The 14516-nt window shown below is 59.8% G+C and carries 28 protein-coding genes; all 28 read left to right on the top strand.

Annotated elements, in window-relative coordinates:
• The first annotated feature begins 173 nt into the window (after positions 1 to 173).
• The 28 genes from rpsJ to BMI01S_RS21370 all read left to right on the top strand — a co-directional run bounded on the left by rpsJ (position 174) and on the right by BMI01S_RS21370 (position 14384).
• Positions 174 to 485: a 30S ribosomal protein S10 gene (gene rpsJ, locus BMI01S_RS21505; RefSeq protein ID WP_017777154.1), complete on the top strand. Its 312-nt coding sequence runs from the start codon at positions 174 to 176 to the stop codon at positions 483 to 485.
• Between the two features lie 221 nt (positions 486 to 706).
• Positions 707 to 1366: a 50S ribosomal protein L3 gene (gene rplC, locus BMI01S_RS21500; RefSeq protein WP_028213351.1), complete on the top strand. Its 660-nt coding sequence runs from the start codon at positions 707 to 709 to the stop codon at positions 1364 to 1366.
• On the top strand, positions 1366 to 1986 hold the full coding sequence (rplD, locus tag BMI01S_RS21495; protein WP_028213350.1) for a 50S ribosomal protein L4: 621 nt from the start codon (positions 1366 to 1368) through the stop codon (positions 1984 to 1986). The genes rplC and rplD overlap by 1 nt, the downstream gene beginning before the upstream one ends.
• Positions 1983 to 2297: a 50S ribosomal protein L23 gene (rplW, locus tag BMI01S_RS21490; protein WP_028206513.1), complete on the top strand. Its 315-nt coding sequence runs from the start codon at positions 1983 to 1985 to the stop codon at positions 2295 to 2297. Before rplD ends, rplW begins: the two co-directional genes overlap by 4 nt.
• 2 nt (positions 2298 to 2299) lie before the next feature.
• Positions 2300 to 3127, top strand: a complete 828-nt coding sequence (rplB, locus tag BMI01S_RS21485) for a 50S ribosomal protein L2 (RefSeq protein WP_028213349.1) — start codon at positions 2300 to 2302, stop codon at positions 3125 to 3127.
• Between the two features lie 10 nt (positions 3128 to 3137).
• Positions 3138 to 3413: a 30S ribosomal protein S19 gene (rpsS, locus tag BMI01S_RS21480; RefSeq protein ID WP_006998484.1), complete on the top strand. Its 276-nt coding sequence runs from the start codon at positions 3138 to 3140 to the stop codon at positions 3411 to 3413.
• Between the two features lie 12 nt (positions 3414 to 3425).
• The gene (rplV, locus tag BMI01S_RS21475; protein WP_004199272.1) at positions 3426 to 3755 is read left to right on the top strand and encodes a 50S ribosomal protein L22; all 330 of its coding nucleotides are present in this window, start codon (positions 3426 to 3428) and stop codon (positions 3753 to 3755) included.
• A gap of 11 nt (positions 3756 to 3766) precedes the next feature.
• On the top strand, positions 3767 to 4561 hold the full coding sequence (gene rpsC / locus BMI01S_RS21470) for a 30S ribosomal protein S3 (protein ID WP_028213348.1): 795 nt from the start codon (positions 3767 to 3769) through the stop codon (positions 4559 to 4561).
• 2 nt (positions 4562 to 4563) lie between these two features.
• A complete protein-coding gene (rplP, locus tag BMI01S_RS21465) occupies positions 4564 to 4980 on the top strand; it encodes a 50S ribosomal protein L16 (protein WP_027797288.1) in 417 nt (138 codons plus the stop codon).
• Between the two features lie 10 nt (positions 4981 to 4990).
• Entirely contained in the window at positions 4991 to 5185 is a 195-nt protein-coding gene (gene rpmC / locus BMI01S_RS21460) for a 50S ribosomal protein L29 (RefSeq protein ID WP_028213347.1), read from the top strand.
• On the top strand, positions 5182 to 5454 hold the full coding sequence (rpsQ, locus tag BMI01S_RS21455) for a 30S ribosomal protein S17 (protein WP_028213346.1): 273 nt from the start codon (positions 5182 to 5184) through the stop codon (positions 5452 to 5454). Before rpmC ends, rpsQ begins: the two co-directional genes overlap by 4 nt.
• A gap of 346 nt (positions 5455 to 5800) precedes the next feature.
• Positions 5801 to 6169, top strand: a complete 369-nt coding sequence (gene rplN / locus BMI01S_RS21450; protein ID WP_028213345.1) for a 50S ribosomal protein L14 — start codon at positions 5801 to 5803, stop codon at positions 6167 to 6169.
• 9 nt (positions 6170 to 6178) lie between these two features.
• The gene (rplX, locus tag BMI01S_RS21445) at positions 6179 to 6487 is read left to right on the top strand and encodes a 50S ribosomal protein L24 (protein ID WP_028213344.1); all 309 of its coding nucleotides are present in this window, start codon (positions 6179 to 6181) and stop codon (positions 6485 to 6487) included.
• A gap of 16 nt (positions 6488 to 6503) precedes the next feature.
• Positions 6504 to 7043, top strand: a complete 540-nt coding sequence (gene rplE / locus BMI01S_RS21440) for a 50S ribosomal protein L5 (RefSeq protein ID WP_028213343.1) — start codon at positions 6504 to 6506, stop codon at positions 7041 to 7043.
• Between the two features lie 7 nt (positions 7044 to 7050).
• A complete protein-coding gene (gene rpsN, locus BMI01S_RS21435; RefSeq protein ID WP_028213342.1) occupies positions 7051 to 7356 on the top strand; it encodes a 30S ribosomal protein S14 in 306 nt (101 codons plus the stop codon).
• Positions 7357 to 7370: 14 nt separating this feature from the next.
• Positions 7371 to 7766, top strand: coding sequence for a 30S ribosomal protein S8 (gene rpsH / locus BMI01S_RS21430; RefSeq protein ID WP_027819345.1), 396 nt, complete (start codon positions 7371 to 7373; stop codon positions 7764 to 7766).
• An 18-nt stretch (positions 7767 to 7784) separates the two neighbouring features.
• On the top strand, positions 7785 to 8315 hold the full coding sequence (gene rplF, locus BMI01S_RS21425; protein WP_028213341.1) for a 50S ribosomal protein L6: 531 nt from the start codon (positions 7785 to 7787) through the stop codon (positions 8313 to 8315).
• A gap of 12 nt (positions 8316 to 8327) precedes the next feature.
• Positions 8328 to 8693 (top strand): 50S ribosomal protein L18, encoded by a 366-nt coding sequence (gene rplR / locus BMI01S_RS21420; RefSeq protein ID WP_028213340.1) that lies wholly within the window; start codon positions 8328 to 8330, stop codon positions 8691 to 8693.
• 14 nt (positions 8694 to 8707) lie between these two features.
• Positions 8708 to 9226 carry a 30S ribosomal protein S5 gene (rpsE, locus tag BMI01S_RS21415; protein ID WP_028206522.1) on the top strand — a complete coding sequence of 173 codons (519 nt, stop codon included), beginning with the start codon at positions 8708 to 8710 and terminating at the stop codon, positions 9224 to 9226.
• 11 nt (positions 9227 to 9237) lie between these two features.
• Entirely contained in the window at positions 9238 to 9420 is a 183-nt protein-coding gene (rpmD, locus tag BMI01S_RS21410) for a 50S ribosomal protein L30 (protein WP_010106952.1), read from the top strand.
• Positions 9421 to 9454: 34 nt separating this feature from the next.
• Positions 9455 to 9889, top strand: coding sequence for a 50S ribosomal protein L15 (gene rplO / locus BMI01S_RS21405; RefSeq protein ID WP_028213339.1), 435 nt, complete (start codon positions 9455 to 9457; stop codon positions 9887 to 9889).
• A gap of 59 nt (positions 9890 to 9948) precedes the next feature.
• Entirely contained in the window at positions 9949 to 11295 is a 1347-nt protein-coding gene (gene secY, locus BMI01S_RS21400; protein ID WP_028213338.1) for a preprotein translocase subunit SecY, read from the top strand.
• Between the two features lie 8 nt (positions 11296 to 11303).
• A complete protein-coding gene (gene infA / locus BMI01S_RS21395) occupies positions 11304 to 11522 on the top strand; it encodes a translation initiation factor IF-1 (protein WP_004521905.1) in 219 nt (72 codons plus the stop codon).
• 21 nt (positions 11523 to 11543) lie between these two features.
• Positions 11544 to 11660, top strand: a complete 117-nt coding sequence (rpmJ, locus tag BMI01S_RS21390; protein ID WP_027819338.1) for a 50S ribosomal protein L36 — start codon at positions 11544 to 11546, stop codon at positions 11658 to 11660.
• Positions 11661 to 11695: 35 nt separating this feature from the next.
• Positions 11696 to 12061 (top strand): 30S ribosomal protein S13, encoded by a 366-nt coding sequence (gene rpsM / locus BMI01S_RS21385; RefSeq protein ID WP_028213337.1) that lies wholly within the window; start codon positions 11696 to 11698, stop codon positions 12059 to 12061.
• 28 nt (positions 12062 to 12089) lie between these two features.
• The gene (rpsK, locus tag BMI01S_RS21380; protein ID WP_006052224.1) at positions 12090 to 12494 is read left to right on the top strand and encodes a 30S ribosomal protein S11; all 405 of its coding nucleotides are present in this window, start codon (positions 12090 to 12092) and stop codon (positions 12492 to 12494) included.
• A gap of 164 nt (positions 12495 to 12658) precedes the next feature.
• Complete coding sequence (gene rpsD / locus BMI01S_RS21375; protein WP_028213336.1) at positions 12659 to 13282, top strand: 30S ribosomal protein S4; 624 nt, start codon at positions 12659 to 12661, stop codon at positions 13280 to 13282.
• A 124-nt stretch (positions 13283 to 13406) separates the two neighbouring features.
• The gene (locus BMI01S_RS21370) at positions 13407 to 14384 is read left to right on the top strand and encodes a DNA-directed RNA polymerase subunit alpha (protein ID WP_028213335.1); all 978 of its coding nucleotides are present in this window, start codon (positions 13407 to 13409) and stop codon (positions 14382 to 14384) included.
• The last annotated feature ends 132 nt before the right edge of the window (positions 14385 to 14516 follow it).

Raw genomic sequence — 14516 nt, 5'->3', positions numbered from 1 at the left:
AAAATCGCTGGTTCGCTGTAAGCAGTAGAAGTTGATGTATGGGACGGGAGCAGGCGCTAAAGCGCCAACTCCCGCCCACAGATCTACGCTGCGGCTCTCCGCCGCAGAGCAGATCTACGCTCTTTATCTAGTCTGGCGGCGCAAGTCCGCCTCGCTCTTTTCAAGGAATCGTCATGCAGAACCAAAAAATCCGTATCCGTCTGAAGGCTTTCGACTACCGTCTGATCGACCAGTCGGCTGCTGAAATCGTCGATACGGCGAAGCGCACGGGCGCCATCGTCCGCGGTCCGGTGCCGCTGCCGACGCGTATCCAGCGTTTCGACATCCTGCGTTCGCCGCACGTCAACAAGACGTCGCGCGACCAGCTCGAAATTCGCACCCACCTGCGCCTGATGGACATCGTCGATCCGACGGACAAGACCGTCGACGCACTGATGAAGCTGGACCTCCCGGCTGGCGTGGACGTCGAAATCAAGCTGCAGTAAGGGCCTCGAGCGCTGCCTGGCGCAGTCTGGATAGTCTGACAGCGCTAAGTCTTTGATTGCTTGCGGAAAACGAGAAAGGACGTTATACTTGATGTCTTTTCGCGCATTTGCGCAAAAAATCGGTGTGTCCCTTTCAGGCTTCTTTATCAAAAGCGCCCCGAAAGCACGCCGGTACTTTGTAAATTAGCCCCGACCAATCGCAGTCGGGAATGGAGAAAACGATGAGCCTTGGACTCGTAGGTCGCAAGGTTGGCATGACCCGTATCTTCACGGCCGAAGGGGATTCGATTCCCGTGACCGTGCTGGACGTGTCCGACAACCGCGTGACGCAGATCAAGACTGTTGAAACCGACGGCTACACGGCCGTTCAGGTTGCGTTCGGTACGCGCCGTGCATCGCGCGTGACGAAGCCGCTCGCAGGTCATCTCGCCAAAGCCGGCGTTCAAGCCGGTGAAATCCTCAAGGAATTCCAGATCGACGCCGCCAAGGCTGCCGAGCTGTCCGCTGGCGCCGTGATCGGTGTGGATCTCTTCGCAGAAGGCCAGAAGGTCGACGTGCAAGGCACCTCGATCGGTAAGGGCTACGCCGGTACCATCAAGCGTTACAACTTCAGTTCGGGTCGTGCTTCGCACGGCAACTCGCGCTCGCACAACGTGCCGGGCTCGATCGGTATGGCGCAGGATCCGGGTCGCGTGTTCCCGGGCAAGCGCATGACCGGTCACATGGGTGACGAAACCGTGACGGTGCAGAACCTCGAAATCGCCCGTATCGACGCAGAGCGCAAGCTGCTGCTCGTGAAGGGTGCCGTGCCGGGTGCAAAGGGCGGCAAGGTTTTCGTGACGCCGGCTGTCAAGGCCCGTGCCAAGAAAGGAGCGCAATAATGGAACTGAAGCTCCTGAACGCTAATGGTCAGGAAGGCGCAGCAGTCAACGCGTCGGACGTCGTGTTCGGCCGTGACTACAACGAAGCGCTGATTCACCAGATCGTTGTCGCCTATCAGGCGAACGCGCGCAGCGGCAACCGCGCGCAGAAGGACCGCGAGCAGGTCAAGCACACCACCAAGAAGCCGTGGCGTCAGAAGGGTACGGGCCGCGCTCGTGCCGGTATGTCGTCGAGCCCGCTGTGGCGTGGCGGTGGTCGCATCTTCCCGAATTCGCCGGAAGAAAACTTCTCGCACAAGGTCAACAAGAAGATGCATCGCGCAGGCCTCTGCTCGATCTTCTCGCAGCTGGCCCGCGAAGGCCGCATCTCGGTCGTGGAAGAGCTCTCGCTCGAAGCGCCGAAGACGAAGCTGCTGGCCGAAAAGTTCAAGGCCATGGGTCTCGAATCCGTGCTGGTCATCACCGACACGGTCGACGAGAACCTGTATCTCGCGTCGCGCAACCTGCCCCACGTGGCAGTCGTTGAGCCGCGTTTTGCCGACCCGCTCTCGCTGATCTACTTCAAGAAGATCCTGATCACGAAGGCAGCGGTCGCCCAGATCGAGGAGTTGCTGTCATGAGCGAGATTCGCAAGAACGATCATCGTTTGATGCAGGTCCTGCTCGCACCGGTGATCTCCGAAAAGGCGACGCTGGTTGCGGAGAAGAACGAGCAAGTCGTCTTCGAAGTCGCGCCGGACGCGAACAAGCAGGAAGTCAAGGCTGCTGTCGAGCTGCTGTTCAAGGTGGAAGTCGAGTCCGTCAACGTGCTGGTCCAGAAGGGCAAAGCCAAGCGCTTTGGCCGCTTCAACGGCAAGCGCAAGGACGTGAAGAAGGCGTATGTCTGCCTGAAGCCCGGCCAGGAAATCAACTTTGAAGCGGAGGCCAAGTAATCATGGCAATCGTGAAAGTTAAGCCGACCTCGCCGGGTCGCCGCGCGATGGTCAAGATCGTGCACAAGGATCTGCACAAGGGCGCGCCGTATGCACCGCTGCTCGAAAAGCAATCCTCGAAGGCCGGTCGTAACAACAACGGTCACATCACGACGCGTCACCAGGGTGGCGGTCACAAGCAGCACTACCGTGTGATCGATTTCCGTCGTACGAAGGATGGCATCCCCGCGAAGGTGGAGCGTCTCGAGTATGACCCGAACCGTAGCGCGAACATTGCGCTGGTTCTTTACGCAGACGGCGAGCGCCGCTACATCATCGCGCCGAAGGGCGTGACGGTCGGCACGCAGCTGATGTCGGGTTCGGAAGCGCCGATCCGTGCAGGCAACACGCTGCCGATCCGCAACATTCCGGTCGGTACGACGATCCACTGCATCGAAATGCTGCCGGGCAAGGGCGCGCAAATGGCGCGTTCGGCTGGCACGTCGGCAATGCTGCTGGCACGTGAAGGCGTCTACGCGCAGGTTCGTCTGCGTTCGGGCGAAATCCGCCGCGTGCACGTTGAATGCCGCGCGACGATCGGTGAAGTCGGCAACGAAGAGCACAGCCTCCGTCAAATCGGCAAGGCTGGCGCGAACCGCTGGCGCGGTATCCGCCCGACGGTCCGTGGCGTTGCAATGAACCCGGTCGACCACCCGCACGGTGGTGGCGAAGGCAAGACTGCGGCTGGTCGCGACCCGGTGAGCCCGTGGGGCACGCCGACGAAGGGCTATCGCACCCGCAGCAACAAGCGCACGACGAGCATGATCGTCCAGCGCCGTCACAAGCGTTAAGGAGTAGGCAATGGCACGTTCTATCAAGAAAGGTCCGTTCTGCGACGCCCATTTGCTGAAGAAGGTTGAGGCGGCTGCAGCATCGCGTGACAAGAAACCGATCAAGACCTGGTCGCGTCGCTCGACGATCCTGCCGGATTTCATCGGCCTGACGATCGCCGTGCACAACGGCCGTCAACACGTTCCGGTGTATGTCACGGAAAACATGGTCGGCCACAAGCTTGGCGAGTTCGCACTGACCCGTACGTTCAAGGGTCACGCGGCCGACAAGAAGGCCAAGAAATAAGGGGCAATCAAGATGGAAGTGAAGGCAATTCATCGCGGTGCCCGCATCTCGGCGCAGAAAACGCGCCTTGTGGCTGACCAGATCCGCGGTCTGCCGGTCGACAAGGCACTGAACGTTCTGACGTTCTCGCCGAAGAAAGCGGCTGGCATCGTGAAAAAGGTTGTGCTCTCGGCGATCGCAAACGCGGAACACAACGAAGGTGCTGACATCGACGAGCTCAAGATCAAGAGCATCTACGTCGACAAGGCAGCTTCGCTGAAGCGTTTCACCGCGCGCGCAAAGGGCCGTGGCAACCGCATCGAGAAGCAATCCTGTCACATCACTGTGACGGTCGGGAATTAAGGAGCCATACGATGGGACAGAAAATTCATCCGACTGGCTTCCGTTTGGCCGTCAGCCGCAATTGGGCTTCGCGTTGGTACGCGAACAACAACAATTTCGCGGCGATGTTGAAGGAAGACATCGGTGTTCGTGAATACCTGAAGAAGAAGCTGAAGAACGCTTCGGTGGGCCGTGTTGTGATCGAGCGTCCGGCAAAGAACGCTCGCATCACGATTTACAGCTCGCGTCCGGGTGTGGTGATCGGCAAGAAGGGCGAGGACATCGAACTCCTCAAGGCCGAACTGCAAAAGCGCATGGGCGTTCCGGTTCACGTCAACATCGAAGAAATTCGCAAGCCGGAAACCGACGCGCAGCTGATCGCCGACTCGATCACGCAGCAGCTCGAGCGCCGCATCATGTTCCGTCGCGCAATGAAGCGCGCGATGCAGAACGCGATGCGTCTGGGTGCCCAGGGCATCAAGATCATGAGCGCCGGCCGTCTGAACGGTATCGAAATCGCGCGTACCGAATGGTACCGCGAAGGTCGAGTGCCGCTTCACACGCTGCGTGCCGACATCGACTACGCAACCTCGGAAGCGAAGACGACGTACGGCATCATCGGCGTGAAGGTTTGGGTCTACAAGGGCGACACGCTCGGCCGCAACGACGCACCGGTGGTGGAAGAAGTCGCCGAAGAAAAGCGTCCGCGCCGCAACGCGCGCCCGGGCGATCGTCGTCCGCGTCGTGATGGTGAAGGCGCACCGGGTGCCCGTCGGGGCGCACCGCGCCGTGGCGCCGCCGGCGGTGACGGCAAGAGTGGAGAATAACGATGCTGCAACCGAAACGCAGGAAGTATCGCAAAGAGCAGAAGGGTCGTAACACCGGCGTCGCCACGCGCGGCAACGCAGTTTCGTTCGGTGAATACGGTCTGAAGGCTATCGGTCGTGGTCGCCTGACCGCGCGTCAGATTGAAGCAGCGCGTCGTGCAATGACGCGTCACATCAAGCGTGGCGGCCGCATCTGGATCCGTATCTTCCCGGACAAGCCGATCTCGCAAAAGCCGGCGGAAGTGCGTATGGGTAACGGTAAGGGTAACCCGGAGTACTACGTCGCCGAGATTCAGCCGGGCAAGATGCTGTATGAAATGGATGGTGTGTCCGAAGAACTGGCCCGTGAAGCCTTCCGTCTGGCTGCAGCCAAGCTGCCGCTGAAGACGGTCTTCATGGTTCGCCAGCTCGGCGCCTAAGGAGTGATTGATGAAGGCATCCGAACTTCTTCAGAAAGACAAGGTCGCGCTCGATAAAGAGCTGTCGGACCTCTTGAAGGCGCAATTCGGCCTGCGCATGCAACTCGCGACCCAGCAGCTCACGAACACGAGCCAGCTGAAGAAGGTCCGTCGCGATATCGCGCGTGTGCGGACCGTCCTGACTCAGAAGGCGAACCAGAAATGAACGAAAGCGTGAAAACCTCGCTTAAGCGGACGCTGGTCGGCAAGGTCGTCAGCAACAAGATGGACAAGACGGTCACCGTCCTGGTCGAGCGCCGCGTCAAGCACCCGATCTACGGCAAGTACGTCGTGCAGTCGAAGAAGTACCACGCTCACGACGAGTCGAACACGTACAACGAGGGTGACCTCGTCGAAATCCAGGAAACCCGTCCCGTCTCGAAGACGAAGGCCTGGACCGTGTCGAAGCTGATCGAAGCAGCACGCGTCATCTAATCAGTGACGCAACATCCCGGGGGTAACTCCCCGGGATGCAGAAGTAATTGAAATCGCTAAAGATTTCGCTTGCGAGACCAAGATTATAGAGTTATAGTCTTGGTCTTCCCTCTTTATGGGCTTGCTGTTGGCAAAGCGGCAGGCGGAAATAGGTGGGGAAGCAGATCCGGGCGCCAGTCCGGGTTAGCAAGATTCACCGGAATGCGATGGCCGGTTTCGTTTGCCGTCGCTGCTGTTCTTACCCAAGCAGCTGAGCGGTCGTTCTAGTGGCGGCGCGGCTGACGGGACCAAGACTGACCGGATGTGCCATGGTGGTGCAACCGGATTAAGTTGGGAAAGATAAACCATGATCCAGACCGAAACTCGGCTTGAAGTAGCCGACAACACGGGTGCGCGTGAAGTCATGTGCATCAAGGTGCTCGGCGGCTCGAAGCGTCGTTATGCCAGCATTGGCGACATCATCAAGGTGAGCGTCAAGGAAGCAACGCCGCGTGGGCGCGTGAAAAAGGGCGAAATCTACAACGCTGTTGTAGTTCGCACCGCGAAGGGCGTGCGCCGTCAAGACGGCTCGCTGATCAAGTTCGATGGCAACGCCGCCGTGCTTTTGAATACCAAGCTTGAGCCGATCGGCACCCGCATTTTCGGGCCGGTTACGCGTGAGCTGCGTAGCGAACGATTCATGAAGATCGTTTCGCTGGCGCCGGAAGTGCTGTAAGGAGTCGCGATGAACAAGATTCGCAAGGGTGACGAAGTCATCATCATCACCGGCAAAGACAAGGGCAAGCGCGGCGTCGTGCTGGCCATTGGCGAAGAGCGCGTGACCGTCGAAGGCATCAACATTGCCAAGAAGCATGTGAAGCCGAACCCGATGAAGGGTACGACGGGTGGCGTGGAAGCCAAGGCAATGCCGCTGGCTATCTCGAACGTCGCACTGGTCGACGCGAACGGCAAGCCGTCACGCGTGGGCATCAAGGTCGAAGGGGACAAGAAGGTTCGTTTCCTGAAGACGACCGGTGCTGTCCTGAGCGCCTGACGCTGCGGAGTAAAAAATGGCACGTTTGCAAGAATTTTATAAAGAGAAGGTCGTTCCCGGCCTGATCGAGAAGTTCGGTTACAAGTCGGTCATGGAAGTGCCGCGCCTCACCAAGATCACCCTGAACATGGGTGTCGGTGAAGCCGTCGCTGACAAGAAGGTCCTCGAGCACGCCGTTGGCGACCTCACGAAGATCGCCGGCCAGAAGCCCGTTATCACGAAGTCGCGCAAGGCAATCGCCGGCTTCAAGATCCGCGAAGGCTACCCGATCGGCACGATGGTCACGCTGCGTGGCAATGCCATGTACGAATTCCTCGACCGTTTCGTGACGGTTGCGCTGCCCCGTGTGCGCGACTTCCGTGGCGTGTCGGGCAAGGCGTTCGACGGCCGTGGTAACTACAACATCGGTGTGAAAGAGCAGATCATTTTCCCCGAAATCGACTACGACAAGATCGACGCGCTGCGTGGGCTGAACATCAGCATCACGACGACCGCGAAGACCGACGAAGAAGCGAAGGCACTGCTCGCCAGCTTCAAGTTCCCGTTCAGAAACTGAGGTTACCGTGGCTAAACTGGCACTGATCGAACGTGAAAAGAAGCGCGCTCGTCTGGCAGCGAAATTTGCGCCGAAGCGCGCAGCGCTGAAGGCGATCATCGACGACCAAAGCAAGTCGGAAGAAGAGCGTTACGCAGCTCGCCTCGAACTGCAACAACTGCCGCGCAACTCGAACCCGACCCGCAAGCGTAACCGCTGCGCGCTCACGGGTCGTCCGCGTGGCACGTTCCGCAAATTCGGTCTCGCACGTAACAAGATTCGTGAAATCGCGTTCCGTGGTGAGATCCCTGGCATCACCAAGGCGAGCTGGTAATAGGAGAAACATAAATGAGCATGAGTGATCCTATCGCCGATATGCTGACTCGCATCCGCAATGCGCAGATGGTCGAGAAGGTTTCGGTTGCTATGCCCTCGTCGAAAGTGAAGATTGCGATTGCGCAGGTTCTGAAGGACGAAGGTTATATCGATGACTTCGCGGTGAAAACCGAAGGTGCGAAGTCGGAATTGAACATCGCGTTGAAGTACTACGCTGGCCGTCCCGTTATCGAGCGCATCGAACGCGTCTCGAAGCCGGGTCTGCGCGTGTACCGCGGCCGCAACGACATCCCGCAGGTCATGAATGGCCTGGGCGTTGCGATCGTGTCGACGCCCAAGGGTGTGATGACGGACCGCAAGGCGCGCGCTACTGGCGTCGGCGGCGAAGTTATCTGCTACGTCGCTTAAGGCCTAAGGAGAAGAAACATGTCTCGAGTAGGTAAGAGCCCGGTCGCGCTGCAAGGCGCAGAAGCGACGCTCAGCGACGAGAAGATTACCGTCAAGGGCGCGCTGGGTACGATTTCGCAAGCTGCGAACCGCCTCGTGAAGGTGGTGAACGAAAACGGCACGCTCAAGTTTGAGCCGACCGACGACAGCCGCGAAGCCAATGCGATGTCGGGCACGATGCGCGCGATCGTCGCGAACATGGTGCAAGGCGTGACGAAGGGTTTTGAGCGCAAGCTGACGCTGGTTGGCGTTGGTTATCGTGCTCAAGCGCAAGGCGACAAGCTGAACCTGTCGCTGGGTTTCTCGCACCCCGTGGTGCACCAGATGCCGGAAGGCGTCAAGGCTGAAACCCCGTCGCAAACGGAAATCGTGATCAAGGGGATCGACAAGCAAAAAGTCGGCCAAACCGCTGCAGAAGTGCGCGGTTATCGCCCGCCTGAGCCCTACAAGGGCAAGGGTGTGCGTTACGCCGACGAGGTTGTGATCCTCAAAGAAACGAAGAAGAAGTAAGGGTGCGCAATCATGGATAAGACTCAATCTCGCCTGCGCCGCGCTCGTCAGACGCGTCTCAAGATCGCTGAGCTGCAGGTCGCGCGTCTGGCCGTGCATCGCACGAACACGCACATCTATGCGCAAGTGTTCTCGCCCTGCGGCACCAAGGTGCTGGTCAGCGCGTCGACGCTTGAAGCTGAAGTGCGTGCGCAACTGGCTGACCAGTCGGGCAAGGGCGGCAACGTCGCCGCTGCCTCGCTGATCGGCAAGCGTATCGCAGAAAAGGCTAAGGCCGCCGGCATCGAATCCGTCGCCTTTGACCGCTCGGGTTTCCGCTATCACGGCCGCGTCAAGGCGCTGGCTGATGCTGCGCGCGAAGCCGGGCTCAAGTTCTAAGGAAGGAATTCGTCATGGCAAAGATGCAAGCGAAAGTTCAGGCTGACGAACGCGACGACGGCCTTCGCGAAAAAATGATTTCGGTCAATCGCGTGACCAAGGTCGTGAAGGGTGGCCGTATTCTCGGCTTCGCCGCACTGACCGTGGTTGGCGACGGTGATGGCCGCGTCGGTATGGGCAAGGGCAAGTCGAAGGAAGTGCCGGTTGCTGTCCAGAAGGCGATGGAACAAGCTCGCCGCAACATGTTCAAGGTGCCCCTGAAGAACGGCACCCTGCAACACGAAGTGCACGGCAAGCACGGTGCATCGGTCGTCCTCCTCGCTCCGGCGAAGGCAGGTACGGGCGTGATCGCCGGCGGCCCGATGCGCGCAGTGTTCGACGTGATGGGCGTGCAGAACGTCGTGGCCAAGAGCCACGGTTCGACGAACCCGTACAACCTCGTTCGTGCCACGCTGGACGGCCTGCGCAAGCAGTCGACCCCGGCTGACATCGCGGCGAAGCGCGGCAAGTCCGTCGAAGACATTCTGGGCTAAGGGTGGGCACCATGTCTGAAAAAACTGTCAAGGTTCAGCTCGTCAAGAGCCTGATTGGGACCCGCGAAACGCACCGTGCCACCGTGCGCGGTCTCGGCCTGCGCCGCCTGAACTCGGTTTCCGAGCTGCAGGACACGCCGGCTGTGCGCGGCATGATCAACAAGGTCTCGTACCTCGTCAAGGTCATCGGTTAAAGCGCACGCGGACCAAAGACTCCAGGAGTTTGAAATGGAATTGAATAACCTGAAGCCGGCAGAAGGTTCGAAGCACGCCAAGCGTCGCGTCGGCCGCGGCATCGGCTCCGGCCTCGGCAAGACCGCTGGCCGTGGTCACAAGGGTCAGAAATCGCGTTCGGGCGGCTTCCACAAGGTCGGCTTCGAAGGCGGTCAAATGCCGCTGCAGCGTCGTCTGCCGAAGCGCGGCTTCACCTCGCTGACGAAGGAATTCGTCGGTGAAGTGCGCCTCGCCGACATCGAGAAGCTGCCGGTCGACGAAGTCGATCTGCTCGCTCTCAAGCAGGCAGGCCTCGTGGGCGAACTGACCAAAAGCGCGAAGATCATCGCCACCGGCGAAATCAAGCGCAAGGTCGTCGTGAAGGGTCTGGGTGCGACGAAGAACGCGCGTGCTGCGATTGAAGCAGCAGGCGGTTCTTTTGCCGAGTGATTGTGAGTGGTGCGTGCGGGCTTGCCCGCCGTCACTAGCATCTGCATCGGAGAAGCTACTTGGCTACTAGCCCGAGTCTCGCAAAAGCCGGTCGCAGCGCTCCGAAGTTCGGCGACCTGCGCCGGCGTGCAGTGTTCCTGCTGCTGGCGCTGGTCGTTTATCGGATCGGCGCGCACATTCCGGTTCCGGGTATCGATCCGGACCAACTGGCGAAGCTCTTCCAGAGCCAGTCGGGCGGCATCCTTGGCATGTTCAACATGTTCTCGGGTGGCGCGCTGTCGCGGTTCACGATCTTCGCGCTGGGTGTGATGCCGTATATCTCGGCGTCGATCATCCTGCAGCTGATGGCGATCGTCTCGCCGCAGCTCGAGGCGCTGAAGAAGGAAGGGCAGGCTGGACAACGCAAGATCACGCAGTACACGCGGATCTTCACGGTGGTGCTGGCGACGTTTCAGGCGTTCGGCATCGCGGTCGCGCTGGAAAACCAGCCCGGCCTCGTGATCGATCCGGGCATGGTGTTCCGCTTGACGACGGTCGTGACGCTCGTAACGGGCACGATGTTCCTGATGTGGCTCGGTGAGCAGATCACGGAACGCGGGCTTGGCAACGGTATCTCGATCATCATCTTCGGCGGGATCGCGGCGGGCTTCCCGAATGCGCTCGGTGGTCTCTTCGAACTGGTTCGCACCGGCTCGATGAGCATCATCTCGGCGATCATCGTGGTCGTGCTGATCGCAGCCGTGACGTACCTGGTCGTGTTCATCGAACGCGGCCAGCGCAAGATCCTCGTGAACTATGCGAAGCGCCAGGTCGGCAACAAGATTTACGGCGGGCAGTCGTCCCACCTGCCGCTCAAGCTGAACATGTCGGGTGTGATTCCGCCGATCTTTGCGTCGTCGATCATCCTGTTCCCGGCAACTATCCTGAACTGGTTCAGTTCGGGTTCGCGATCCGGCTGGTTCGCGGACACGCTGCACAACGTGGCCGAAGCCCTCAAGCCTGGCCAACCCGTGTACGTGTTGCTGTACGCGTTGGCGATCGTGTTCTTCTGCTTCTTCTACACCGCACTGGTGTTCAACAGCAGGGAAACGGCCGACAACCTGAAGAAGAGTGGCGCGTTCGTACCTGGCATCCGCCCGGGCGATCAGACGGCACGCTATATCGACCGCATCCTCACGCGTCTGACGCTGGCCGGTGCGATCTATATCGTGTTCGTTTGCTTGCTGCCGGAGTTTCTGGTGCTGCGCTGGAATGTGCCGTTTTATTTTGGTGGAACGTCGCTGCTGATCATTGTCGTCGTCACAATGGACTTCATGGCGCAGGTGCAGTCGTACGTAATGTCGCAACAATATGAATCGCTGCTCAAGAAGGCCAACTTCAAGGGCGGCGGCGTCCCGATGCGTTGAAAGGACCTATGGCCAAAGACGATGTAATCCAGATGCAAGGCGAGGTAATCGAAAACCTCCCCAACGCAACCTTCCGGGTGAAGCTGGAAAACGGCCATGTCGTTCTGGGACATATTTCCGGAAAGATGCGGATGCACTACATCCGCATTCTCCCGGGCGACAAGGTGACGGTTGAGTTGACGCCTTACGATCTGTCGCGTGCGCGGATCGTGTTCCGGGCGAAGTGATTTAGGAAAAAGGGTAATATCATGAAAGTGATGGCATCGGTAAAGCGCATTTGCCGCAACTGCAAAATCATCAAGCGCAACGGCGTCGTTCGCGTGATCTGCAGCTCGGACCCGCGCCACAAGCAGCGCCAAGGCTGATTAGCGCGCTTGCGCTTTTTGTTTGAGGAAAAACAATGGCTCGTATTGCAGGGGTTAACATCCCGAACCACCAGCACACCGAAATCGGCCTGACGGCAATTTTTGGTGTTGGCCGCACGCGTTCGCGCAACATCTGCGTGGCCGCGGGTGTGCCGTTCAACAAGAAGGTCAAGGACCTGAACGACGCGGATCTGGAAAAGCTGCGTGAGGAAGTGGGCAAGTTTGTCGTCGAAGGCGATCTGCGCCGTGAAGTGACGATGAACATCAAGCGCCTGATGGACCTCGGCTGCTACCGCGGCGTGCGCCATCGCAAGGGCTTGCCCCTGCGTGGCCAGCGTACGCGCACCAACGCACGTACGCGCAAGGGTCCGCGCCGCGCAGCACAGTCGCTGAAGAAGTAAGCGGAACTGAAAGTTACAGGAAAACGTAATGGCTAAGGCTTCGAACAACTCCGCGGCGCAACGCGTTCGCAAGAAGGTTAAGAAGAACGTCGCCGAGGGCGTGGTTCACGTTCACGCGTCGTTCAACAACACCATCATCACGATCACCGACCGTCAAGGCAACGCGCTTGCCTGGGCAACCTCGGGTGGCCAGGGCTTCAAGGGTTCGCGCAAGTCGACCCCGTTTGCAGCTCAGGTCGCAGCCGAGTCGGCTGGCCGCGTGGCGATGGAATACGGCGTGAAGAACCTCGAAGTGCGGATCAAGGGCCCCGGTCCTGGCCGCGAATCGGCGGTGCGCGCGCTGCATGGTCTTGGCATCAAGATCACCGCGATCTCCGACGTGACGCCGGTCCCGCACAACGGCTGCCGTCCGCCGAAGCGCCGTCGTATCTAAGGCGTCGCTTTTGGCCGAACGCCTGAGCCGCCGGAAACGGCGACCCAGGCTCTCGGCGTTATTGAATTGACTAAGCCCACCGTTCGGTCCAAAGGGCCGGACTAGCGCGAACCGCGGGTTTCCCGTTGCAGGTTTCGCGTGATCAATTATCGAAGGAAAGCAACGTGGCACGTTATATCGGCCCGAAGGCCAAGCTGTCCCGCCGTGAAGGCACCGACCTCTTCCTGAAGAGCGCACGCCGCTCGCTCGCCGACAAGTGCAAGCTCGACAGCAAGCCGGGTCAGCACGGCCGCACCTCGGGCGCCCGTACGTCCGACTACGGCACGCAGCTTCGCGAAAAGCAGAAAGTGAAGCGCATCTACGGCGTGCTCGAGCGCCAGTTCCGCCGCTACTTCGCGGAAGCGGACCGTCTCAAGGGCAACACCGGCGAAAACCTGCTGCAACTGCTCGAATCGCGTCTCGACAACGTCGTGTACCGCATGGGCTTCGCATCGACCCGCGCTGAAGCGCGTCAGCTCGTGAGCCACAAGGCTCTCACGCTGAACGGCGTCGTCGCGAACATCCCGTCGATGCAAGTGAAGGCTGGCGACATCGTCGCGATTCGCGAAAAGGCGAAGAAGCAGGCGCGTATCGTCGAAGCCCTCTCGCTCGCCGAGCAAGGTGGCATGCCGGGCTGGGTCGCGGTCGACGCGAAGAAGTTCGAAGGCACGTTCAAGGGCATGCCGGAGCGCAGCGACATCGCTGGCGACATCAACGAAAGCCTGATCGTCGAATTGTATTCGCGGTAATCGGATTGACGGCCGGGGTAACCTCTGTGCTTTGCGCAGGAGGCGGCCTCGGCCGTTTTTTTCAGGTTGTTGCCATCTCAGCCTTATCGGTGTAACGAGCCGAGGGTATTGAAAAGGAAAACCTATGCAAACCAGTTTGTTGAAACCCAAGATCATCGCTGTGGAATCGCTCGGCGAGAACCACGCGAAAGTGGTCATGGAGCCGTTCGAACGCGGTTATGGCCACACCTTGGGTAACGCGCTTCGGCGCGTGCTGCTGTCGTCGATGATCGGCTATGCGCCGACCGAAGTGACGATCGCAGGCGTCGTGCACGAATACTCGACGCTCGACGGTGTGCAAGAGGACGTGGTCAACCTGCTGCTGAACCTGAAGGGCGTGGTGTTCAAGCTGCATAACCGTGACGAAGTGACGGTTACGCTGCGCAAGGAAGGCGAAGGCGTGGTCACCGCCGGTGACATCGAGCTCTCGCACGACTGCGAAGTCATCAACCCGGAACACGTGGTTGCGCACCTGACGAAGGGCGGCAAGCTCGACGTGCAGATCAAGATCGAGAAGGGCCGCGGCTATGTGCCCGGCAACGTGCGCCGTTACGGCGACGAGTCGGCGAAGATCATCGGCCGCATCGTCCTCGACGCGTCGTTCTCGCCGGTTCGCCGCGTGAGCTACGCCGTGGAAAGCGCGCGTGTCGAACAGCGTACCGACCTCGACAAGCTCGTGATGAACATCGAAACCAACGGCGTGATTTCGCCTGAGGAAGCGATCCGCCAGTCGGCGCGCATCCTCGTGGATCAGCTGTCGGTGTTCGCGGCACTGGAAGGCACGGAAGCGGCGGCGGAAGCCCCGTCGCGCGCACCGCAGATCGATCCGATCCTGCTGCGTCCGGTGGACGATCTCGAACTCACGGTTCGCTCGGCGAACTGCCTGAAGGCCGAGAACATCTACTACATCGGCGACCTGATCCAGCGCACCGAGAACGAGCTGCTCAAGACCCCGAACCTGGGTCGCAAGTCGCTCAACGAGATCAAGGAAGTGCTCGCTTCGCGCGGTCTCACGCTCGGCATGAAGCTCGAAAACTGGCCGCCGGCCGGTCTGGACAAGTAAGAAGTCTGGCACGGACGCGGATTTTCCTTTAAAATCCGCGTCTTGCCTTTTTCACGTACCGGCCCGTGCTTCGGCGAAGTGTTAAACCCGTCGAAGCGATAGAAGAGCTGGACCAAAACTTTGTTTCAAGGA

The organism is Paraburkholderia mimosarum LMG 23256 = NBRC 106338, from assembly GCF_000739815.1.
GTDB classification, from domain to species: domain Bacteria; phylum Pseudomonadota; class Gammaproteobacteria; order Burkholderiales; family Burkholderiaceae; genus Paraburkholderia; species Paraburkholderia mimosarum.
Note: the sequence above shows the minus strand (reverse complement) of the source record. Positions and strands in the feature narration are given on the sequence as shown.